Here is a 15,887-nt window from a genome sequence, read left to right on the forward strand (position 1 = left end):
CAGATATTAATTACCTTTGGCTCATACGAACAAAACCTAAAAAAAAATGAATTTTCCATCAGAACTAAAGTACACGAAAGACCACGAATGGGTTAGAGTTGAAGGCAATGAAGCCTTTATTGGTATTACTGATTTTGCGCAGCGCGAACTGGGTGACATCGTTTATATCGATATCAATACAATAGGTGATGAAATCAGCAAAGATGAAGTTTTCGGTACCGTAGAGGCCGTTAAAACTGTGTCTGACCTTTACATGCCTGTAACTGCAACAGTATTGGAAGTAAATACAGCATTGAACGATAACCCTGAACTGGTGAATTCTGACCCTTATGGAGAAGGATGGATGGTCAAAGCATCGATCTCTGACGCCTCACAGGTAGAAGGATTATTAACTGCAGAAGCATACCAGGCCTTAGTTGGTGCATAATATACAATGAGTAAATTAAAAACATTATCATATCAGCGCTGGGCAGGTATCTGGACAGTGGTTATCCTGATTTTTTGTACTGCGAAAATGCCCGACACTCAAGGTTCGGGCTTTTTCTTTATTGGTTTTGATAAGCTGGTGCACCTGGGGTTCTTCTTTGTGCTGAGCATTTTACTGTTCTACGGTAAGATCAAAAGCCAGTCGAGCTACAGTTTCAGGGTAATGACAATATTTAAGATCGTAGCGCTGACATTCTTTATTGGCGGAGCGATTGAGATCATTCAGCTTGAGCTTTTCCCCTACAGATCTGCTGAATGGTGGGATCTGGGAGCCGATATGATGGGTGTGATGATGGCTGTTTTTAGTTATGTCCTTTTGCACCGTTCCAACTATAATGAAACTACAATGAGCCGGGAAATCCGCAAGAACAACGAAGCGGCCCTGGATGCTGTGGATGCTGAAAAAAAATAACCCGATGGCCTCAGGCCATTCTATAATAATTTGGTATGAAGACAAGATATAGTATTATGTTTCTGGGATTAGTGATGCTGGTTAGCAGCTGCAGTATTTTTAAACCGGGCTGCCATTGCCCGCACGTAGTTTCTGCTGCACATTCCGATAAACAGGCGGTCAAAAGATCCTGATATTCAGGAGTTTTCAGTGTAGGGCGTCAGAAGATTCTTTGTATTTAATTTGTTACCCTTCTTTTTGTTTGTCATTTCAAACTATTTCACCGGATTGGAGTCTGATAGAGTAGACAAATAACCATACTCCTCATTCTTGATGATAACTTCTACAAAAACTCTCCTGCTGATTACCAAAAATTTTCTGCTGACAGCTTTTCTTCTGATCAGCTTCTCTTCATTTTCGCAAACTAAAAATGGTTCGGTAACCGGAAAAGTGCTGAATGCCAAAGGCCGTTTGCCAATTGATTTTGCTTCTGTAGCCGTTAAAAATCTAGCAGATACTACACAAACTTCTGTTATCAATACACAAGCTGATGGTTCATTTAAAATTGCCGGACTTGCACCGGGAAATTACCGCCTGACGGTAGCATACCTTGGATTAACGAATTTCAATAAACAGTTTGCGGTCACTGCGGCGGCTCCGGCTGTCGCACTGGGTGAACTTGCTATGGAGAACAGCGGGCTCGATTTAAAAACGGTGGAGATCAAAGGAGTGGTTACGCCGGTTGTTGTAAAGACAGATACCGTTGAATATGATGCAAAAGCTTTTAAGGTAAGGGAGAATGCTGTAGTAGAAGATGTTCTTAAAAAATTGCCGGGTGTGGATGTGGCAAAAGATGGATCGATCAAAGCACAAGGCGAAACGGTTACGCGTGTGCGTGTTGACGGTAAGGATTTTTTTGGAAATGATCCCTTACTGGCTACCAAAAATCTGCCGGCAGATATGATTGATAAGATCCAGGTTATAGACCTGCTTTCTGACCAGGCCCAGTTTACCGGTGTGGATGATGGAAACAGGGAGAAGATCATTAATATTACAACCAAGAAGGATATGAAGAATGGCTATTTCGGCAATTCTTCAGCGGGTTATGGTACAAATGCTGGTGAAGGGACTGATCCGCGCTACGATGTGAGTATCAATGCGAATAAGTTTAAAAACGATCAGCAGTTTTCTGTAATCGGCCAGTTCAATAACGTGAACAAGCAAAACTTTGGCAGTGGCGGCGGCGGTGGTAACCGTGGCGGTGGCGGCGGAGGTGGCGGCTTTGGTCCGAGTATAAGTACCGGTGCCCCTCAGCAGGGAATAACCACCACAAATGCCTTCGGGATCAACTTTGCCGATGTATATACAGATCAAACGAAGGTTACCGGAAGTTATTTCTTCAATAAGAGCTCACTTTTTAATGATCAAAGCAGTTTCAGACAAAATTTACTGGGGAACAGTACGACTACTTTTGATCAGGACCTGAACAGCACTACAGATAAAACCAATCACAGGTTCAATTTTATGATTGATACCAAGATTGATTCATCTACTACAATTCGTATCGAACCGGCGGTTACTTATACAGAAACCGGGTTGAATCAGAACAGTTCTTACGTGAACAGTTATGCAACTTCACAAACTGTAGGTACCCAGCAGCTGAATACAAAAACCACGGCGCCTACGGTAAATAACAATATCCTGCTGCGGAAGAAGTTCCTGAGAAGAGGACGTACACTTTCATTGAATGTAAGAACAACGATCAACGACAGCGACGGCAAAAACTATAATACGATTGCGAACAGGACAACGTCAGGCATTGATTCGCTCACGCTGGACAATACGGACCAGCTGAACAATACGACTGCCCATTCTATAAGCAATACCTCAAGACTGGTCTACACAGAACCACTTTCTAAAACATTGAGCCTGGAACTGAACTATCAGAATGTGTATAATTTTGATAACAGTGAAAGGTTTACTTATAATTATAACACTATAACTTCATTGTATGATATTCCGGATTTTACATATACCAATACTTATGAGAACAAAACCTTAACCAATGCGGTAGGTGCAAGTATCAATAAGACGGCTAAAAAGTATAACTGGAACATTGGCCTGGCCGTACAAAATGTAGACAGAAGAAATGAGAATCTGACCACCGGCAATATCTTTAGTCAGAATTTCAACAATATTGTTCCAAGTGGTCAGCTGCGTTATAATTTCAGCAGGAGCAAAAGACTGGTGATCAGGTACCGCGGAAGCACTCAACAACCTTCGATCACCCAGATTCAACCGATCCCGGATAACTCAAACACACAAACTATCCCAATTGGTAACCCGGATCTGAAGCCAGCGTTTACCAACAATGTTACTGTAATTTACAATAACTTTGATTTTGCCCATTTCCGTTCACTGTTTATTTTTGCCAACATCAGTCAGACTTTCAATGCCTTTGGTAACAATAATTCCCTGATCAATGATGCTGGAGATCCCAACTTTGGTAAGATTGCTGTGGTACCGGTAAATGTGAATGGTGTGTACCAGGGCACACTGGGATCATCTGTTGGTCTCCCGATCATAACAGACAATAAACTGAACCTTAATATTGACCTTGGCAGTACTTATGCAAGAGGTGTAAACTTTACCAATTCCATTCAGAACATCACTAACGATCTTTCTGTAACCAACAAATACAGGCTGGTAACTTCTATGGATAAACTTGATATGACTGCCGGTATTGCCGGATCAATTAACCGGGCAACCTATTCTGCACAGGCAAGTTCAAACACCACTTATTATACATTGAATCCTACGGCTAACGTGAGTTACATGTTTCCGGGAGAATTTCGTGTCGCTGTTGACGCTGACTACTACCAGAATACTGGAAGGGGACAGGGTTATGATACCAATTATACTATCGTGAACGGATACATCAGCAAGCAGTTCTTCAAGAACAGGGGAACTTTTAAACTGGCGGTAAATGATGCACTGAACCAGAACCAGGGCATAACCAGGACATCAAGCAACAACACCATTACCGATTTAAGATATAATGTGCTGAAAAGATACTATATGTTCTCATTCACTTATTCACTTAACAGGATGGGTGGCAAGACCATCAACAATATGCCCGGACAGCGTGGAGAACGTGGTGAAGGCGGTGGTATGGGTGGCTTCGGCGGCGGCGGTGGCGGACGCAGGGGAGGAATGTAATCTCAGCATCAAGATAGCCGATATGTAATGCATTATTTGGATTTATTATCGATAAAGGCTAAATTGCCGCCTAATTTAAGGTATGAATCTTTCACATTTGAAACCAGGAGAACGCGGCACTATCGTAGCTTTTACAGATCTTGAAATGTCTGTAAAATTAATGGAGATGGGTTGCCTGCCTGGTGAGATGGTAGAAGTTGAGCGTTTTGCCCCCCTTGGTGATCCTATGGCTATCCGTGTGGCAGGATACCAGCTTTGTTTACGAAAAGACGAAGCTTCAGTAATTATCATTACATAGACAAATTGAGCAGTATTCTAAAAATCGCGTTGGTTGGTAATCCCAATACGGGAAAATCAACACTGTTTAACCTGCTTACGGGAATGAACCAGAAAATTGGAAATTTTCCGGGAATTACCGTCGATAAAAAAGTAGGTTACTGTAAATTAACGCCCGGTCAGCAAGCTGAAATAACCGACCTTCCTGGCACTTACAGTTTATATCCCAAAAGTAAAGACGAAGCTGTTGTTTTTCAGGTACTGGCAAACAAACGCAATTCCAGTCATCCCGATATGATCGTGGTGGTTGCTGACGCAACAAACCTGCGCAGGAACCTGCTGTTGTATTCTCAGGTGGCCGATCTCAATGTGCCGGTGATCCTTGCTTTGAACATGACAGATATGGCAGTCAAAGAAGGGATCAATATCAATGTTGACAAGCTTTCTGCTAAACTGGGGGTGCAGGTGGTACCTATTTCTGCAAGAAGTAACAAAGGCCTGAAAGAACTGAAGCAGGCAATTGCAAATATTACCCCTATTGCCACGCAGGAAAAAGGAGCCGACATGAAAGTTCTGGCCGGTAAGGCTATTGAAGATGTAAAAGCACTGGTAGGTACAGATAATGATTATTATGCACTGCAGCTTTTGCACCAGCACGAACACCTGGATTTTTACACTGATAAATACGAGGAGTTTGAAACCATTGAAAGAAACAATCACTTCGAATCTTCCAAACTGCAGGCTGCGGAAACTATCGCACGTTACAAACACCTGAGTACAATCCTGTCTGATGTCATCGAAGATAAGGGAGTAGAAAAGAAATTCGTGATGAGCGACCGCATTGATGCAATCCTGACACACCGTTTCTGGGGTTTCTTCATTTTCCTTTTTATCTTATTATTTGTTTTCAATGCCATATTTTCCTGGGCAGCTTATCCAATGGACCTCATCGAAGCGTCCTTTGCCTGGCTGACAAGTTTTGGACATGAACACCTTCCGCCTGGCGTCTTAACTGATCTGGTGCTGGATGGCGTGGTAGCGGGGCTTGGGGGCATCGTGATCTTTATCCCGCAAATTGCTATCCTGTTTGCTTTTATCTCGATACTGGAAGATACAGGGTATATGGCGAGGGTAACCTTCATGATGGATAAGATCATGCGGAAGTTTGGCCTCAGCGGCAGGTCTGTTGTACCTATGATCGGCAGTCTGGCTTGTGCCGTACCTTCAATCATGAGCGCCAGAACTATTGAAAGCTGGAAAGACAGGATCATCACGATTATGGTGGCGCCTCTGGTGAGCTGTTCGGCAAGGTTACCGGTATATACGCTGCTGATCTCACTAATTATCCCCAATGAGAAAGTATTGGGGTTGATCAGCCTGCAGGCGCTTACCCTGATGGCAATGTACATGATCAGTATCATAGCAGCGATGGTCGTGGCTTTTGTAATGAAGTTTATCATCAAAGCCAAAGAGAAATCATATTTTATTATGGAGCTGCCGGTCTACAGAATGCCACGCTGGAAGAATGTGCTGTACACAATGTATGAAAAGTCAAAGACCTTTGTACTGGAAGCGGGTAAAGTGATCATTGCGATCTCCATTGTTTTATGGGTGCTGGCAAGTTACGGCCCTTCTGATAAGTTCCAGGCCATTGAAAAAAAATATGCGCAGATCGAATTACAGCAGGACAATACAAAAATTATTACCCTGGAAAGGGATAAATCTGCTGAAAAGCTGGAAAATTCCTATGCAGGTATTCTGGGCCATACAATTGAACCTGCGATCAGGCCGTTGGGATTTGACTGGAAAATCGGTATTGCACTGATAACTTCTTTTGCCGCAAGAGAGGCTTTTGTGGGCACTATGGCTACAATCTATAGTGTTGACGGTGGTGTGGATAATGAGGGGACTATAAGGGATAAAATGAGGGTTGCTGTAGACGCAAATACGGGATTGCCTTTATTTACTTTTGCCACCGGTTTTTCGCTGATGTTATTTTATGCTTTTGCGATGCAGTGCATGAGTACCGTGGCGGTTGTATACCGTGAAACAAAGTCCTGGAAATGGCCGCTGATTCAAACTGCATATATGACGGTGATGGCTTATGTGGCCAGCTTAATTGCCTATCAGATTTTAAAGTAAATCCTTATCTTAGGACTGTGGAAAAAGTGAATGTTTTAGCCCAGTATATGCCTCCTGAAGCAGCTCCGGTTATTGCTAAATGGATTGATTACTTTCAGTGCGAATTTAAGATATCTAAAAGCAGGGCCACCAAGCTTGGAGATTACAGGCACCCTTTTAAGCAGCTGGGCCACAAGATATCGGTTAATAATAACCTCAACACTTATGCATTTCTGGTAACCACTGTGCATGAGTTTGCGCATTTGCTTACCTGGAACGATCATAAGAATAAGGTGAAACCGCATGGGGAGGAATGGAAGGTAAACTTTAAGAGAATGATGACTCCCTTTATAGAAAAGCAGGTGTTCCCAGCTGATCTTGAGTCGGCCATTACTACTTATCTCAATAATCCTTCGGCTTCGAGCTGTACCGACCTGAAATTGTCAAGGGCGCTCAAGCGATACGATGCGCTGGCAGATCATACCCGTTTGGAAGAACTGCCTTTTCATGCTGTTTTCAGTATCAGGGATGGCCGCAGGTTTAAGAAAGGGGAGCAGCTGAGAAAACGGTTCAGGTGTGAATGCCTGGATAATGGCAATATCTATCTGTTCAGTCCACTGGCAGATGTGCTGATACTGTCTACAGGTACATAAACAGCTTCCTTATCTTTAATCTTCCATCTTAAACTGAGTTTTTCATCTTTAAATACAGACGGAAAATTGAGCAGGCTGTCAATAAAAGTATCTCTGGTACTGACCAGGAGGCTGGCTTTATAGTTACTGGGCCCTTTACTCTTCAGGAAAATATAATGGGCATCTGGATAGGTCGTGATGTTATCAAAAACCATCTCAAATTTATCAGTTCCTGCGATAGCTTCGTCCATACTTTTGATATCGCCTGCATAATCCTCTTCCGGATATTTATTCTCTGCAGGCTGTATGAGCAGATAGGGGAGTGTTGAAAGTGCAGCCGCAGAACTTGCTGTACGGCTATCCATTTTAAAAGTCACATTGTTGCGGAGATAGCTGCGGACGTTTTTATAAACCTCTACGCCTTCATTCATGACCTTGTCCTGCTGTTTTACCAGGATGAGGCTGTCATTTTTGAAGTAATAACTTTTGACACTGTTGCTGGTATTGCCGTTTGCAGTATAGGTTTTATACAATTTACCGTCTCCATAATTACTGTACTTTTCTGCATACACGGACAAATCTCCCGAAAGATAAATGAGACTGAAGTCTTTCTTATAATGGCTTAATGTTCTGTCTATTGCAGCTGAGTAATTGAGGATAGACTTATCTGTCATTCCGGTGGCTCCTTCTTCTCCGGGCAGCGCGGCCTGAGGATGTTTCGATTTAAAGTAATTACAACTGTATAGGGTAACCAGTAATATAACTGAACTTAAAAATCGGATCGTCTTCATAGCGCTTTGATAGAATGGGTTGTTATTAGCCATAGGGCTATTATCGTGCCAATGAAGCCATTAGTAAGCCAATAATTTTTGGACGGTAGCCTGGATCCTGCTCTTAGCAAGGAACTGATCTTCGAGTAATTTGTTCATGGGAATAGCAGTATCAAGACTGGCGCAGCGCATCACAGGGGCATCCAGGTCACTGAAACAATTTTCTCCGATCCAGGCGGCTATTTCTGCCCCAAAACCACTGCTCAAAGTATCTTCATGTAAGACCAGTACCCGCCCTGTTTTTTTCACTACCCCGGCAACCGCGGTTTTGTCCCATGGCTGTAAGCTGCAAAGGTCTACCACCGTGGCAGAAATATGGAGATTTTCTGCCAAATATGCCAGTGCCCAGTGTACACCCAGTCCGTAAGTGATGATACTGAATTGTGTGCCCTGTTTGAGCACGTTGGCTTTGCCGATTTCAATGTTATAGTAGCCTGTAGGTACCTGCCCGCTGATATTTCTGTAGAGATACTTGTGTTCAAAATAAAGTACCGGGTTAGGATCATCAATCGCAGCGAGCAGCAGACCTTTGGCTTCCAGGGGAAAGGCAGGATACACGATCTTAAGCCCAGGGGTTTTCGTGAACCAGGCTTCATTGCTCTGTGAGTGGAATGGTCCTGCGCCCGTTCCTGCCCCGGTAGGCATTCTGATTACCACATCAGCTTTTTCTCCCCAGCGATAATGTGTTTTGGCCAGGTTATTCACAATCTGGTTAAATCCACAGGTGACGAAATCTGCAAACTGCATTTCTATTACAGATTTGTAGCCGTTAATGGAGAGGCCCAAACCGGCGCCAACTATAGCCGATTCGCAGATAGGGGTATTCCTTACTCTTGCTTTCCCGAATTCTTCTGAAAAACCCTGTGTGATTTTGAAGGCTCCACCATATTCGGCAATGTCCTGCCCCATTAGTACGAGGTTGCTGTATTTCTGCATCCCGATTTTGAGCCCATCACTGATTGCATCCAGGTACCGCATTTTTGTGCTTACTCTGGATGGGGGAACAGCTCTCTGCAGATACGGTGCATACATATCCTCCAGTTCTTCTTCCGGAGAAGATGCAGGTTCCGCATCACTAAAGGCTTTATCTATCTGCTGGTCGATTTCTGTTTTAAAACCAGCCCGGATGGTCTGGATAGATTCTTCTGTAAGTAACTGCTGAGCTATCAGGTAATCTTCGAAATTCTGCAACGGATCTTTAAGCTGCCATTCTTCCAGCAGTCCTGCAGGGACATACTTTGTGCCCGAGGCTTCTTCGTGTCCCCTCATTCTGAAAGTTAGGCACTCTACCAGAACCGGCCTGGGATTGCTTCTTATCTTATCTGCAAGCTGAGAGATGGTATCCAGTACTTCCAGCACATTATTGCCATCAATCTGTAAACCCTCAATGCCATAGCCTATAGCTTTATCGCTCAGCTTTGCACAATTGAACTGCTCATTTACTGGTGTGGACAGGCCGTAACCATTGTTTTCGATCAGGAATATCACGGGTAAATTCCATACCGATGCCACATTGACGGCCTCATGAAAATCGCCTTCGCTGGTGGCTCCTTCTCCGGTAAAGACCAGGGTAACCTTTTCTTTACCGGCAACTACATCAGCCAGGGCAATTCCATCTGCCAATGCCATCTGTGGCCCCAGGTGTGAAATCATACCGATGATCTTATGTTTCTGCGTACCGAAGTGAAAGGACCTGTCGCGGCCCTTTGTAAATCCTGTTACTTTGCCCTGCCACTGCGCAATCAGATTCCGTAAAGGAACCTTTCTTGCGGTGAATACACCCAGGTTGCGGTGCATCGGCAGTATATATTCATCAGCCCTCATCGCAAGGGCTGCTCCTACAGCAATGGCTTCCTGCCCAATTCCGGAGAACCATTTTCCTATGCGTCCCTGCCTGAGCAGGATCAGCATCTTCTCCTCGACCATCCTTGGATAGAGCAATTCCTTATAGATTGATAATAAGGTACTATTACTTTTATCGCCGCGGTCGAACTGCATACACTATAGCTGAGTTTTATTTTTCTGCTGCTCCAGCCATTGTGCAGCAAAAGATTTGTCGGCGATCTCAGGCATGGCGCGGTATTTACCCCACATTTTTTTGAAGAAAAATTTAAGGAAGAAGTTTTTGATCTTTCCTCCAACCATATCCATTCTTGATCGTTTGGACATGCCTGTATTCCATACTTTCCAGCCTATGTCTTCAACTTTAGTATTCTCATGCTGATCAACGGCATCACGCCTGTTCAGCAGCAGCATTTTATGGATGTCTATTTTAACAGGGCATACCTCAGAACACTTTCCGCAGAGGCTGGAAGCGTAACTCAGATGCTTAAACTCTTTCATCCCCTGCAAATGAGGGGTAATGATTGAACCTATCGGGCCGCTATACGTAGTATTATAGGTATGTCCTCCAATATTCTTATATACCGGGCAGGCATTTAAACAGGCTCCGCAACGGATGCAGTACAATCCCTGGCGCTGATCTTTTTGGGCGAGCAGGTTTGTGCGGCCGTTATCCAGAAGGATCACATACATCTCCTCAGGACCATCGGTTTCATGCGGCTGTCTGGGCCCGCTGAGGATAGTGTTATATACTGTTAGATTCTGACCAGTTCCATGACTCGCCAGTAGTGGCCAGAACAAATCCAGATCGGCCATTGAAGGAATGACTTTTTCAATCCCCACAATAGCGATATGTATCTTAGGAAAGGTGGTGCTTAATCTCGCATTGCCTTCGTTTTCTGTTAAGGCTATACTGCCGGTGTCTGCAATCAGGAAGTTACCTCCTGTGATGCCTATATCGGCTGTCAGGTATTTTTCTCTCAGCAGTTCTCTTGCTTTTTGGGTAAGCTGCTGTGGTGTATAATCGATGGGTGTCCCGAACTTCTCATGAAAAAGTTTTGCAATATCTTCCTTGGTCAGGTGCATCGCCGGGGTAACAATGTGATAGGGGGCCTGGCCTAACAGCTGTACGATAAACTCGCCCAGGTCGCTTTCGAGTGAAGAGATGTTATTTTCTTCCAGAAATTCATTTAAATGAATTTCTTCTGTCGTCATCGATTTGGATTTGATGACGGTTTTACCACCACTTTTACTGATGATATTTAATATTTCGCGCTGCGCTTCTTCTGTGTCATTTGCCCAGATTACTTTGCCGCCGCGCCGCTGAAAGTTCGCCTCAAATTCCGGTAGGAATTTGTCGAGGTTCTCCATCACCCTCCATTTGATTGTATGCGCCTTTTTCTTTGAGTTTTCTAAGTTCTCAAACTTCGTTAAGCCCCTTGCAACCGAATCATTGTATTTTCCAATGTTGTGGTTGATCGTGTCACGGTGATCCAAATCAAATGCCTTCTCATCTGCCTTAACCAAAAACTCCTCAGCAATCTTTGTCATCTTCAAATATAAATAAATACGTTTATAGGTAAACAAAAAAACCTGCCGGTTGGAGCAGGTTTTTTATTGTTTTAAGTGTAATTTTTATTTTTTAGGAGTGCCATCATCGTTTTTATCCACAACCGGACGTTTCGCACCGTTCGCAAGTTCCCATGCCGTGTAATAAACCAATTGTGCCCGTTTGCTCAGCAAGTCGAAATTGATTTTGCCAACCTCATCTCCGGGCTGGTGATAGTCCTCATGGACACCACTGAAATAGAAGATCACCGGTATACCATGTTTTGCAAAATTATAATGGTCAGAACGGTAATAAAACTGGTTTGGATCAGTTCTGTTGTTGTATTTCATATCCAGGTTCATCCTTATATTATCGTCATTTGCCTTAATGCCTACAGCGTTCAGATCAGAGCTCAGCATATCAGAACCTATGATATAAATGTACTCCGGATTATCCTTATGCGCTTCATCTACACGTCCGATCATATCAATATTCAGGTCGGTAATGGTTTTTGCCAATGGGAAGACAGGGTGTTCAGAATACCATTCAGATCCAAGCAGTCCTTTTTCTTCGCCAACAACGGTCATGAACAGAATACTTCTTTTTGGGCCTTTACCTGCTTTCTTAGCCTTAACGAAAGCATCTGCAATCATCAGCACGCCTGTAGTGCCGGATCCGTCGTCATCAGCACCATTGTTAACTTTATCTGTGCCGGATGTAGTGAGCCCGATATGGTCGTAGTGACCGGTAACTACCAAAATTTCATCTTTTAATGCAGGGTCAGATCCTTCGAGGAATCCCAGCACATTTTCTGCCCTTACTTTAACTTCTTTTTTTGATGCGCTTCCGGTTACGGAAACTTTGACGGTCTGCGAAGCTGGTTTTACTGAAGCTGTAATCTTTTCCTGTAAGGCTGCAACTGTGGTACCTGCTGTTTTCAGGATTTCATTTGCTGTAGCTGTCGAAACCCTGATGGATGCCACGGTTTTAGAACTCTGCATTTTCGCAGTGTTTTCTGCATTCTTCAGGGAAGGCTGGCCTATACCGCTGTAATTCGCTTTCATCTCTTCAGTCATATGATCCAGGTTAGGATCAATCTGGATCACAGCAAGTGCTTTGTGCTCTGCCAGGTACTGGATCTTTCCCTGCTGGGCAGCTATCATCTTTCTTCTTGAAGCACGGTCGGCAGGTACTGCAGGACCACCTTTAATTGTTGGATCTCCGCTGCCGAAGATCAGTACTACTTTGCCCGCAACATCTATTCCCGCAAAGTCATTGTAACCCTGCTGATCTAATCCATAACCAGCAAAAACTATATCGCTGGCATTGAAATTAAAGCCGCCTAATGTCACCGTTGAAGAAGAAACCACAAAATCTTTTCCATATTCCTTGGCCTGTCCATTAACTGAAAGCTTCATCCCGCTCAGGTTATAGGTAACCATATCTATCGGCTGGAAATAGCTACCGTTTACGGGGGCAGTTAAGCCCAGGCTTTTAAAATAATCCCTGATATAATCAGCTGCCATCCAGGCCCCTTTTTTGCCGGTTTCCCTGCCTTCATATTCATCTGAAGCCAGTACCGACAAGTGTTTGTAGGCATTGGCCTTATTAATAGATTCGCTGAATTTCTCAGCGGTATTTTTTTGTGCAGCACAGCCCAGACAGAGCAGTAAAGCTACGCTGGTGCTTAAAAATTGTTTATTCATTTGGTATTTGTTAGTTAGGTGCTTTGCTTGTTCCGTAGAGTTCCCTGTTTTTCTTGCGTTCGATGTAAGCTGATATATATATACTCAGTTCATACAGCAGGAATAGCGGGAAAGCTACCACGAGCATGGTGATCATATCTGGAGTAGGCGTAACGATTGCTGCAATAATCAGGATAACTACAACTGCATAACGGCGGCTTGCCCTCATAAATTTAGGCGTCATGACACCAAATAAAGAAAGGATGTAAATGATCACAGGCAATTCGAAGATAATACCCGTTCCTATAGTTAAAGTTGCTATAGAGGAAAGATAGGAGTCAATGGTGAACGTATTTTCAATCATTGGGCTGATGGAGAAACCAGTCAGGAAATTAACGGACAGCGGGCAGATAATAAAATATCCGAATAAAACGCCAATGAAAAACAGAATTGAAGCAAAAAATACAAATCCGCGCGCAGATTTTCTTTCCGTTTCATGCAGGGCTGGCTTAATGAACAACCAGAGTTCAAAAAGTAAATAGGGAATACCAAATACAATCCCAGTCATGATACAGGAGTTGATCTGCAGCGTAAACTGTCCTGCCATTTCTGTATTGATAATTTTACCTTTGATTTCTGTAATACAGAAATCGGAACCCAGGGAGGGAAATTGTGCAACGAGTTTACACATCATCCTGTAAGTCCAGAAATCAGGACTTTTAGGCCCCATGATAATGGTATTAAACAGATATTCGTAATACCAGAAGGCCAGACTCGTAAATATTACAATCGCCAATAAGGCACGCAGCAAGTGTTTTCTCAGTACATCAATATGGTCGAAGAAAGACATTTCGGCTTCTAAACTCTTTCCTTTATTCTTAACGGCCTCTATAAGGTCCTGCGCTTTATTATCACTCATGAATTTAATTTGTAAACAAAAATACCATTCTGTTTAATTTAGAATGGTATTTACGTTAAATATAACAATTAGATCTTTTTATTCGGTAAAAACAAAAGTTTCCATGAATTTTGTGGTGAAATTTCCTGCCCTGAAGTTTGGATCTTTCATCAGCTTGAGGTGGAAAGGGATCGTAGTTTTTACTCCCTCTATTACAAACTCGCTTAACGCGCGCTCCATAGTACTGATCGCTTCTTCGCGTGTTTGCGCAGTGCAGATCAGTTTGGCGATCATTGAATCATAGTTTGATGGTATCTGATAACCAGCGTAAACGTGCGTGTCAACCCTTACACCATGACCACCAGGTGAATGAAAATTCGTGATTTTTCCTGGTGATGGCCTGAAGTTATTATATGGATCTTCAGCGTTGATCCTGCATTCGATGGCATGTAAATTAGGGAAATAATTCTTTCCTGATATAGGCACGCCTGAAGCCACTTTTATTTGTTCTTTAATTAAGTCGTAGTTGATGATTTCTTCTGTTACCGGATGTTCTACCTGGATACGGGTGTTCATCTCCATGAAATAGAAATTGCGGTGTTTATCTACCAGGAATTCAATTGTTCCTGCACCTTCGTAAGATACTGCGGTCGCACCCTTAATTGCAGCTTCACCCATACGGTCTCTTAGTTCCGGAGTCATGAAAGGAGATGGAGCTTCTTCAACCAGTTTCTGGTGGCGGCGCTGGATAGAACAGTCGCGTTCAGACAAGTGACAAGCTTTGCCATACTGATCACCAATGATCTGGATCTCGATATGTCTTGGATCTTCGATATATTTTTCAAGGTAAAGGCCATCATTACCGAAGGCTGCACCAGACTCCTGTCTTGCGCTATCCCAGGCATTTTCAAAATCTTCATCTTTCCATACCACACGCATTCCGCGGCCACCACCACCGGCAGTAGCTTTCAGAATTACCGGGTAACCTATTTCATTAGCCAGTACGATACCTTCTTTAACGCTTTCCAGTAATCCTTCAGATCCCGGAACGATAGGTACGCCTGCTTTTTTCATTGTTTCTTTGGCTGATGCTTTATCACCCATAGAATTGATCTGCTCTGGTGTAGCGCCAATGAATTTAATTCCGTAATCCCTGCATACAGAAGAGAATTTTGCATTCTCTGACAAGAATCCGTAACCCGGATGAATTGCATCCGCATTGGTTAATTCAGCAGCAGAAATAATATTTGGAATACTTAGATAAGAATCTTTACTCGGAGGCGGCCCTATACAAACAGCTTCATCCGCGAAACGAACATGTAGACTTTCCCTATCTGCAGTAGAGTAAACAGCGACAGTTTTGATGCCCATTTCTTTACAGGTACGAATAATACGCAAGGCAATTTCGCCCCTGTTGGCAATTAATATTTTTTTAAACATATAATTGATAAGATGATAATTTGCTAAAAGCAAATATTACATAGGTTCTACTAAAAACAATGGTTGGTCATATTCTACCGGAGATGAATTGTCTACCAGTACTTTAACTATTCTTCCAGAAACTTCACTTTCAATTTCGTTGAATAACTTCATGGCCTCAATGATACAAATCACTTTACCCACAGCAATTTCATCGCCAACATTAGCAAACGATGGTTTATCAGGGCTTGCAGACCGGTAAAATGTTCCGATCATTGGTGATTTGATAGTAATATATTTTGATGTATCCTCTGCTTCTGCTGCCGGAGCTGCATTAGCTATAACAGCAGCAGGCTGTGCAGCTGGTGCTCCTGCTAACACCTGCGGTGCTACAGCGGGTACAGTAGTATTTATAACTGTTGGGGCCTGATTAGTTTTGATAGTGATTTTGAAGTCTTTTTGTTCAATTGCAACTTCATTGACGCCCGAACGAGAAACAAATTTAATGAGTTCCTGAATTTGTTTGATATCCATTTTGT

Annotated in this window: 13 protein-coding genes; 6 read left to right on the forward strand and 7 right to left on the reverse strand. The window is 43.2% G+C overall.

Going from position 1 to position 15,887, the window contains the following annotated elements; all coding sequences use genetic code 11:
- Positions 1 to 46 precede the first annotated feature (46 nt).
- From gcvH to ABWY16_RS00995, 6 genes are all read left to right on the forward strand, one after another.
- Positions 47 to 427, forward strand: coding sequence for a glycine cleavage system protein GcvH (gcvH, locus tag ABWY16_RS00970; RefSeq protein WP_353902783.1), 381 nt, complete (start codon positions 47 to 49; stop codon positions 425 to 427).
- Positions 428 to 433: 6 nt separating this feature from the next.
- A complete protein-coding gene (locus tag ABWY16_RS00975; RefSeq protein ID WP_353902784.1) occupies positions 434 to 898 on the forward strand; it encodes a VanZ family protein in 465 nt (154 codons plus the stop codon).
- 312 nt (positions 899 to 1,210) lie between these two features.
- Complete coding sequence (locus ABWY16_RS00980) at positions 1,211 to 4,096, forward strand: outer membrane beta-barrel protein (RefSeq protein WP_353902785.1); 2,886 nt, start codon at positions 1,211 to 1,213, stop codon at positions 4,094 to 4,096.
- A gap of 82 nt (positions 4,097 to 4,178) precedes the next feature.
- Positions 4,179 to 4,394 carry a FeoA family protein gene (locus ABWY16_RS00985; RefSeq protein ID WP_265793535.1) on the forward strand — a complete coding sequence of 72 codons (216 nt, stop codon included), beginning with the start codon at positions 4,179 to 4,181 and terminating at the stop codon, positions 4,392 to 4,394.
- A 5-nt stretch (positions 4,395 to 4,399) separates the two neighbouring features.
- Complete coding sequence (gene feoB, locus ABWY16_RS00990) at positions 4,400 to 6,514, forward strand: ferrous iron transport protein B (protein ID WP_353902786.1); 2,115 nt, start codon at positions 4,400 to 4,402, stop codon at positions 6,512 to 6,514.
- 17 nt (positions 6,515 to 6,531) lie between these two features.
- Positions 6,532 to 7,146: a SprT-like domain-containing protein gene (locus tag ABWY16_RS00995; protein ID WP_353902787.1), complete on the forward strand. Its 615-nt coding sequence runs from the start codon at positions 6,532 to 6,534 to the stop codon at positions 7,144 to 7,146.
- Here the strand turns inward: ABWY16_RS00995 and ABWY16_RS01000 are convergent.
- The 7 genes from ABWY16_RS01000 to accB form a co-directional block, all read right to left on the reverse strand.
- Complete coding sequence (locus ABWY16_RS01000; RefSeq protein WP_353902788.1) at positions 7,095 to 7,916, reverse strand: hypothetical protein; 822 nt, start codon at positions 7,914 to 7,916, stop codon at positions 7,095 to 7,097. The genes ABWY16_RS00995 and ABWY16_RS01000 overlap by 52 nt on opposite strands.
- A 60-nt stretch (positions 7,917 to 7,976) precedes the next feature.
- Positions 7,977 to 9,953, reverse strand: coding sequence for an alpha-ketoacid dehydrogenase subunit alpha/beta (locus ABWY16_RS01005; RefSeq protein WP_353902789.1), 1,977 nt, complete (start codon positions 9,951 to 9,953; stop codon positions 7,977 to 7,979).
- Between the two features lie 3 nt (positions 9,954 to 9,956).
- Positions 9,957 to 11,348 carry a LutB/LldF family L-lactate oxidation iron-sulfur protein gene (locus ABWY16_RS01010; RefSeq protein WP_353902790.1) on the reverse strand — a complete coding sequence of 464 codons (1,392 nt, stop codon included), beginning with the start codon at positions 11,346 to 11,348 and terminating at the stop codon, positions 9,957 to 9,959.
- A gap of 84 nt (positions 11,349 to 11,432) precedes the next feature.
- Positions 11,433 to 13,052: a M28 family peptidase gene (locus tag ABWY16_RS01015; RefSeq protein WP_353902791.1), complete on the reverse strand. Its 1,620-nt coding sequence runs from the start codon at positions 13,050 to 13,052 to the stop codon at positions 11,433 to 11,435.
- Positions 13,053 to 13,062: 10 nt separating this feature from the next.
- Positions 13,063 to 13,950 (reverse strand): twin-arginine translocase subunit TatC, encoded by an 888-nt coding sequence (gene tatC / locus ABWY16_RS01020; RefSeq protein WP_353902792.1) that lies wholly within the window; start codon positions 13,948 to 13,950, stop codon positions 13,063 to 13,065.
- Positions 13,951 to 14,028: 78 nt separating this feature from the next.
- On the reverse strand, positions 14,029 to 15,369 hold the full coding sequence (accC, locus tag ABWY16_RS01025; protein WP_353902793.1) for an acetyl-CoA carboxylase biotin carboxylase subunit: 1,341 nt from the start codon (positions 15,367 to 15,369) through the stop codon (positions 14,029 to 14,031).
- A gap of 36 nt (positions 15,370 to 15,405) precedes the next feature.
- Positions 15,406 to 15,882 carry an acetyl-CoA carboxylase biotin carboxyl carrier protein gene (gene accB, locus ABWY16_RS01030; RefSeq protein ID WP_353902794.1) on the reverse strand — a complete coding sequence of 159 codons (477 nt, stop codon included), beginning with the start codon at positions 15,880 to 15,882 and terminating at the stop codon, positions 15,406 to 15,408.
- Positions 15,883 to 15,887: the final 5 nt, after the last annotated feature.

Source organism: Pedobacter sp., from assembly GCF_040513095.1.
GTDB lineage: Bacteria > Bacteroidota > Bacteroidia > Sphingobacteriales > Sphingobacteriaceae > Pedobacter.

What these genes read in the sequence shown, in the direction of transcription:
- gcvH (WP_353902783.1), top strand. Translation starts at nt 47, where the DNA reads ATGAATTTTCCATCAGAACTAAAGTACACGAAAGACCACGAATGGGTT.
- ABWY16_RS00975 (WP_353902784.1), top strand. Translation starts at nt 434, where the DNA reads ATGAGTAAATTAAAAACATTATCATATCAGCGCTGGGCAGGTATCTGG.
- ABWY16_RS00980 (WP_353902785.1), top strand. Translation starts at nt 1,211, where the DNA reads ATGATAACTTCTACAAAAACTCTCCTGCTGATTACCAAAAATTTTCTG.
- ABWY16_RS00985 (WP_265793535.1), top strand. Translation starts at nt 4,179, where the DNA reads ATGAATCTTTCACATTTGAAACCAGGAGAACGCGGCACTATCGTAGCT.
- ABWY16_RS01000 (WP_353902788.1), bottom strand. Translation starts at nt 7,916, where the DNA reads ATGAAGACGATCCGATTTTTAAGTTCAGTTATATTACTGGTTACCCTA.
- ABWY16_RS01005 (WP_353902789.1), bottom strand. Translation starts at nt 9,953, where the DNA reads ATGCAGTTCGACCGCGGCGATAAAAGTAATAGTACCTTATTATCAATC.
- ABWY16_RS01010 (WP_353902790.1), bottom strand. Translation starts at nt 11,348, where the DNA reads ATGACAAAGATTGCTGAGGAGTTTTTGGTTAAGGCAGATGAGAAGGCA.
- ABWY16_RS01015 (WP_353902791.1), bottom strand. Translation starts at nt 13,052, where the DNA reads ATGAATAAACAATTTTTAAGCACCAGCGTAGCTTTACTGCTCTGTCTG.
- tatC (WP_353902792.1), bottom strand. Translation starts at nt 13,950, where the DNA reads ATGAGTGATAATAAAGCGCAGGACCTTATAGAGGCCGTTAAGAATAAA.
- accC (WP_353902793.1), bottom strand. Translation starts at nt 15,369, where the DNA reads ATGTTTAAAAAAATATTAATTGCCAACAGGGGCGAAATTGCCTTGCGT.
- accB (WP_353902794.1), bottom strand. Translation starts at nt 15,882, where the DNA reads ATGGATATCAAACAAATTCAGGAACTCATTAAATTTGTTTCTCGTTCG.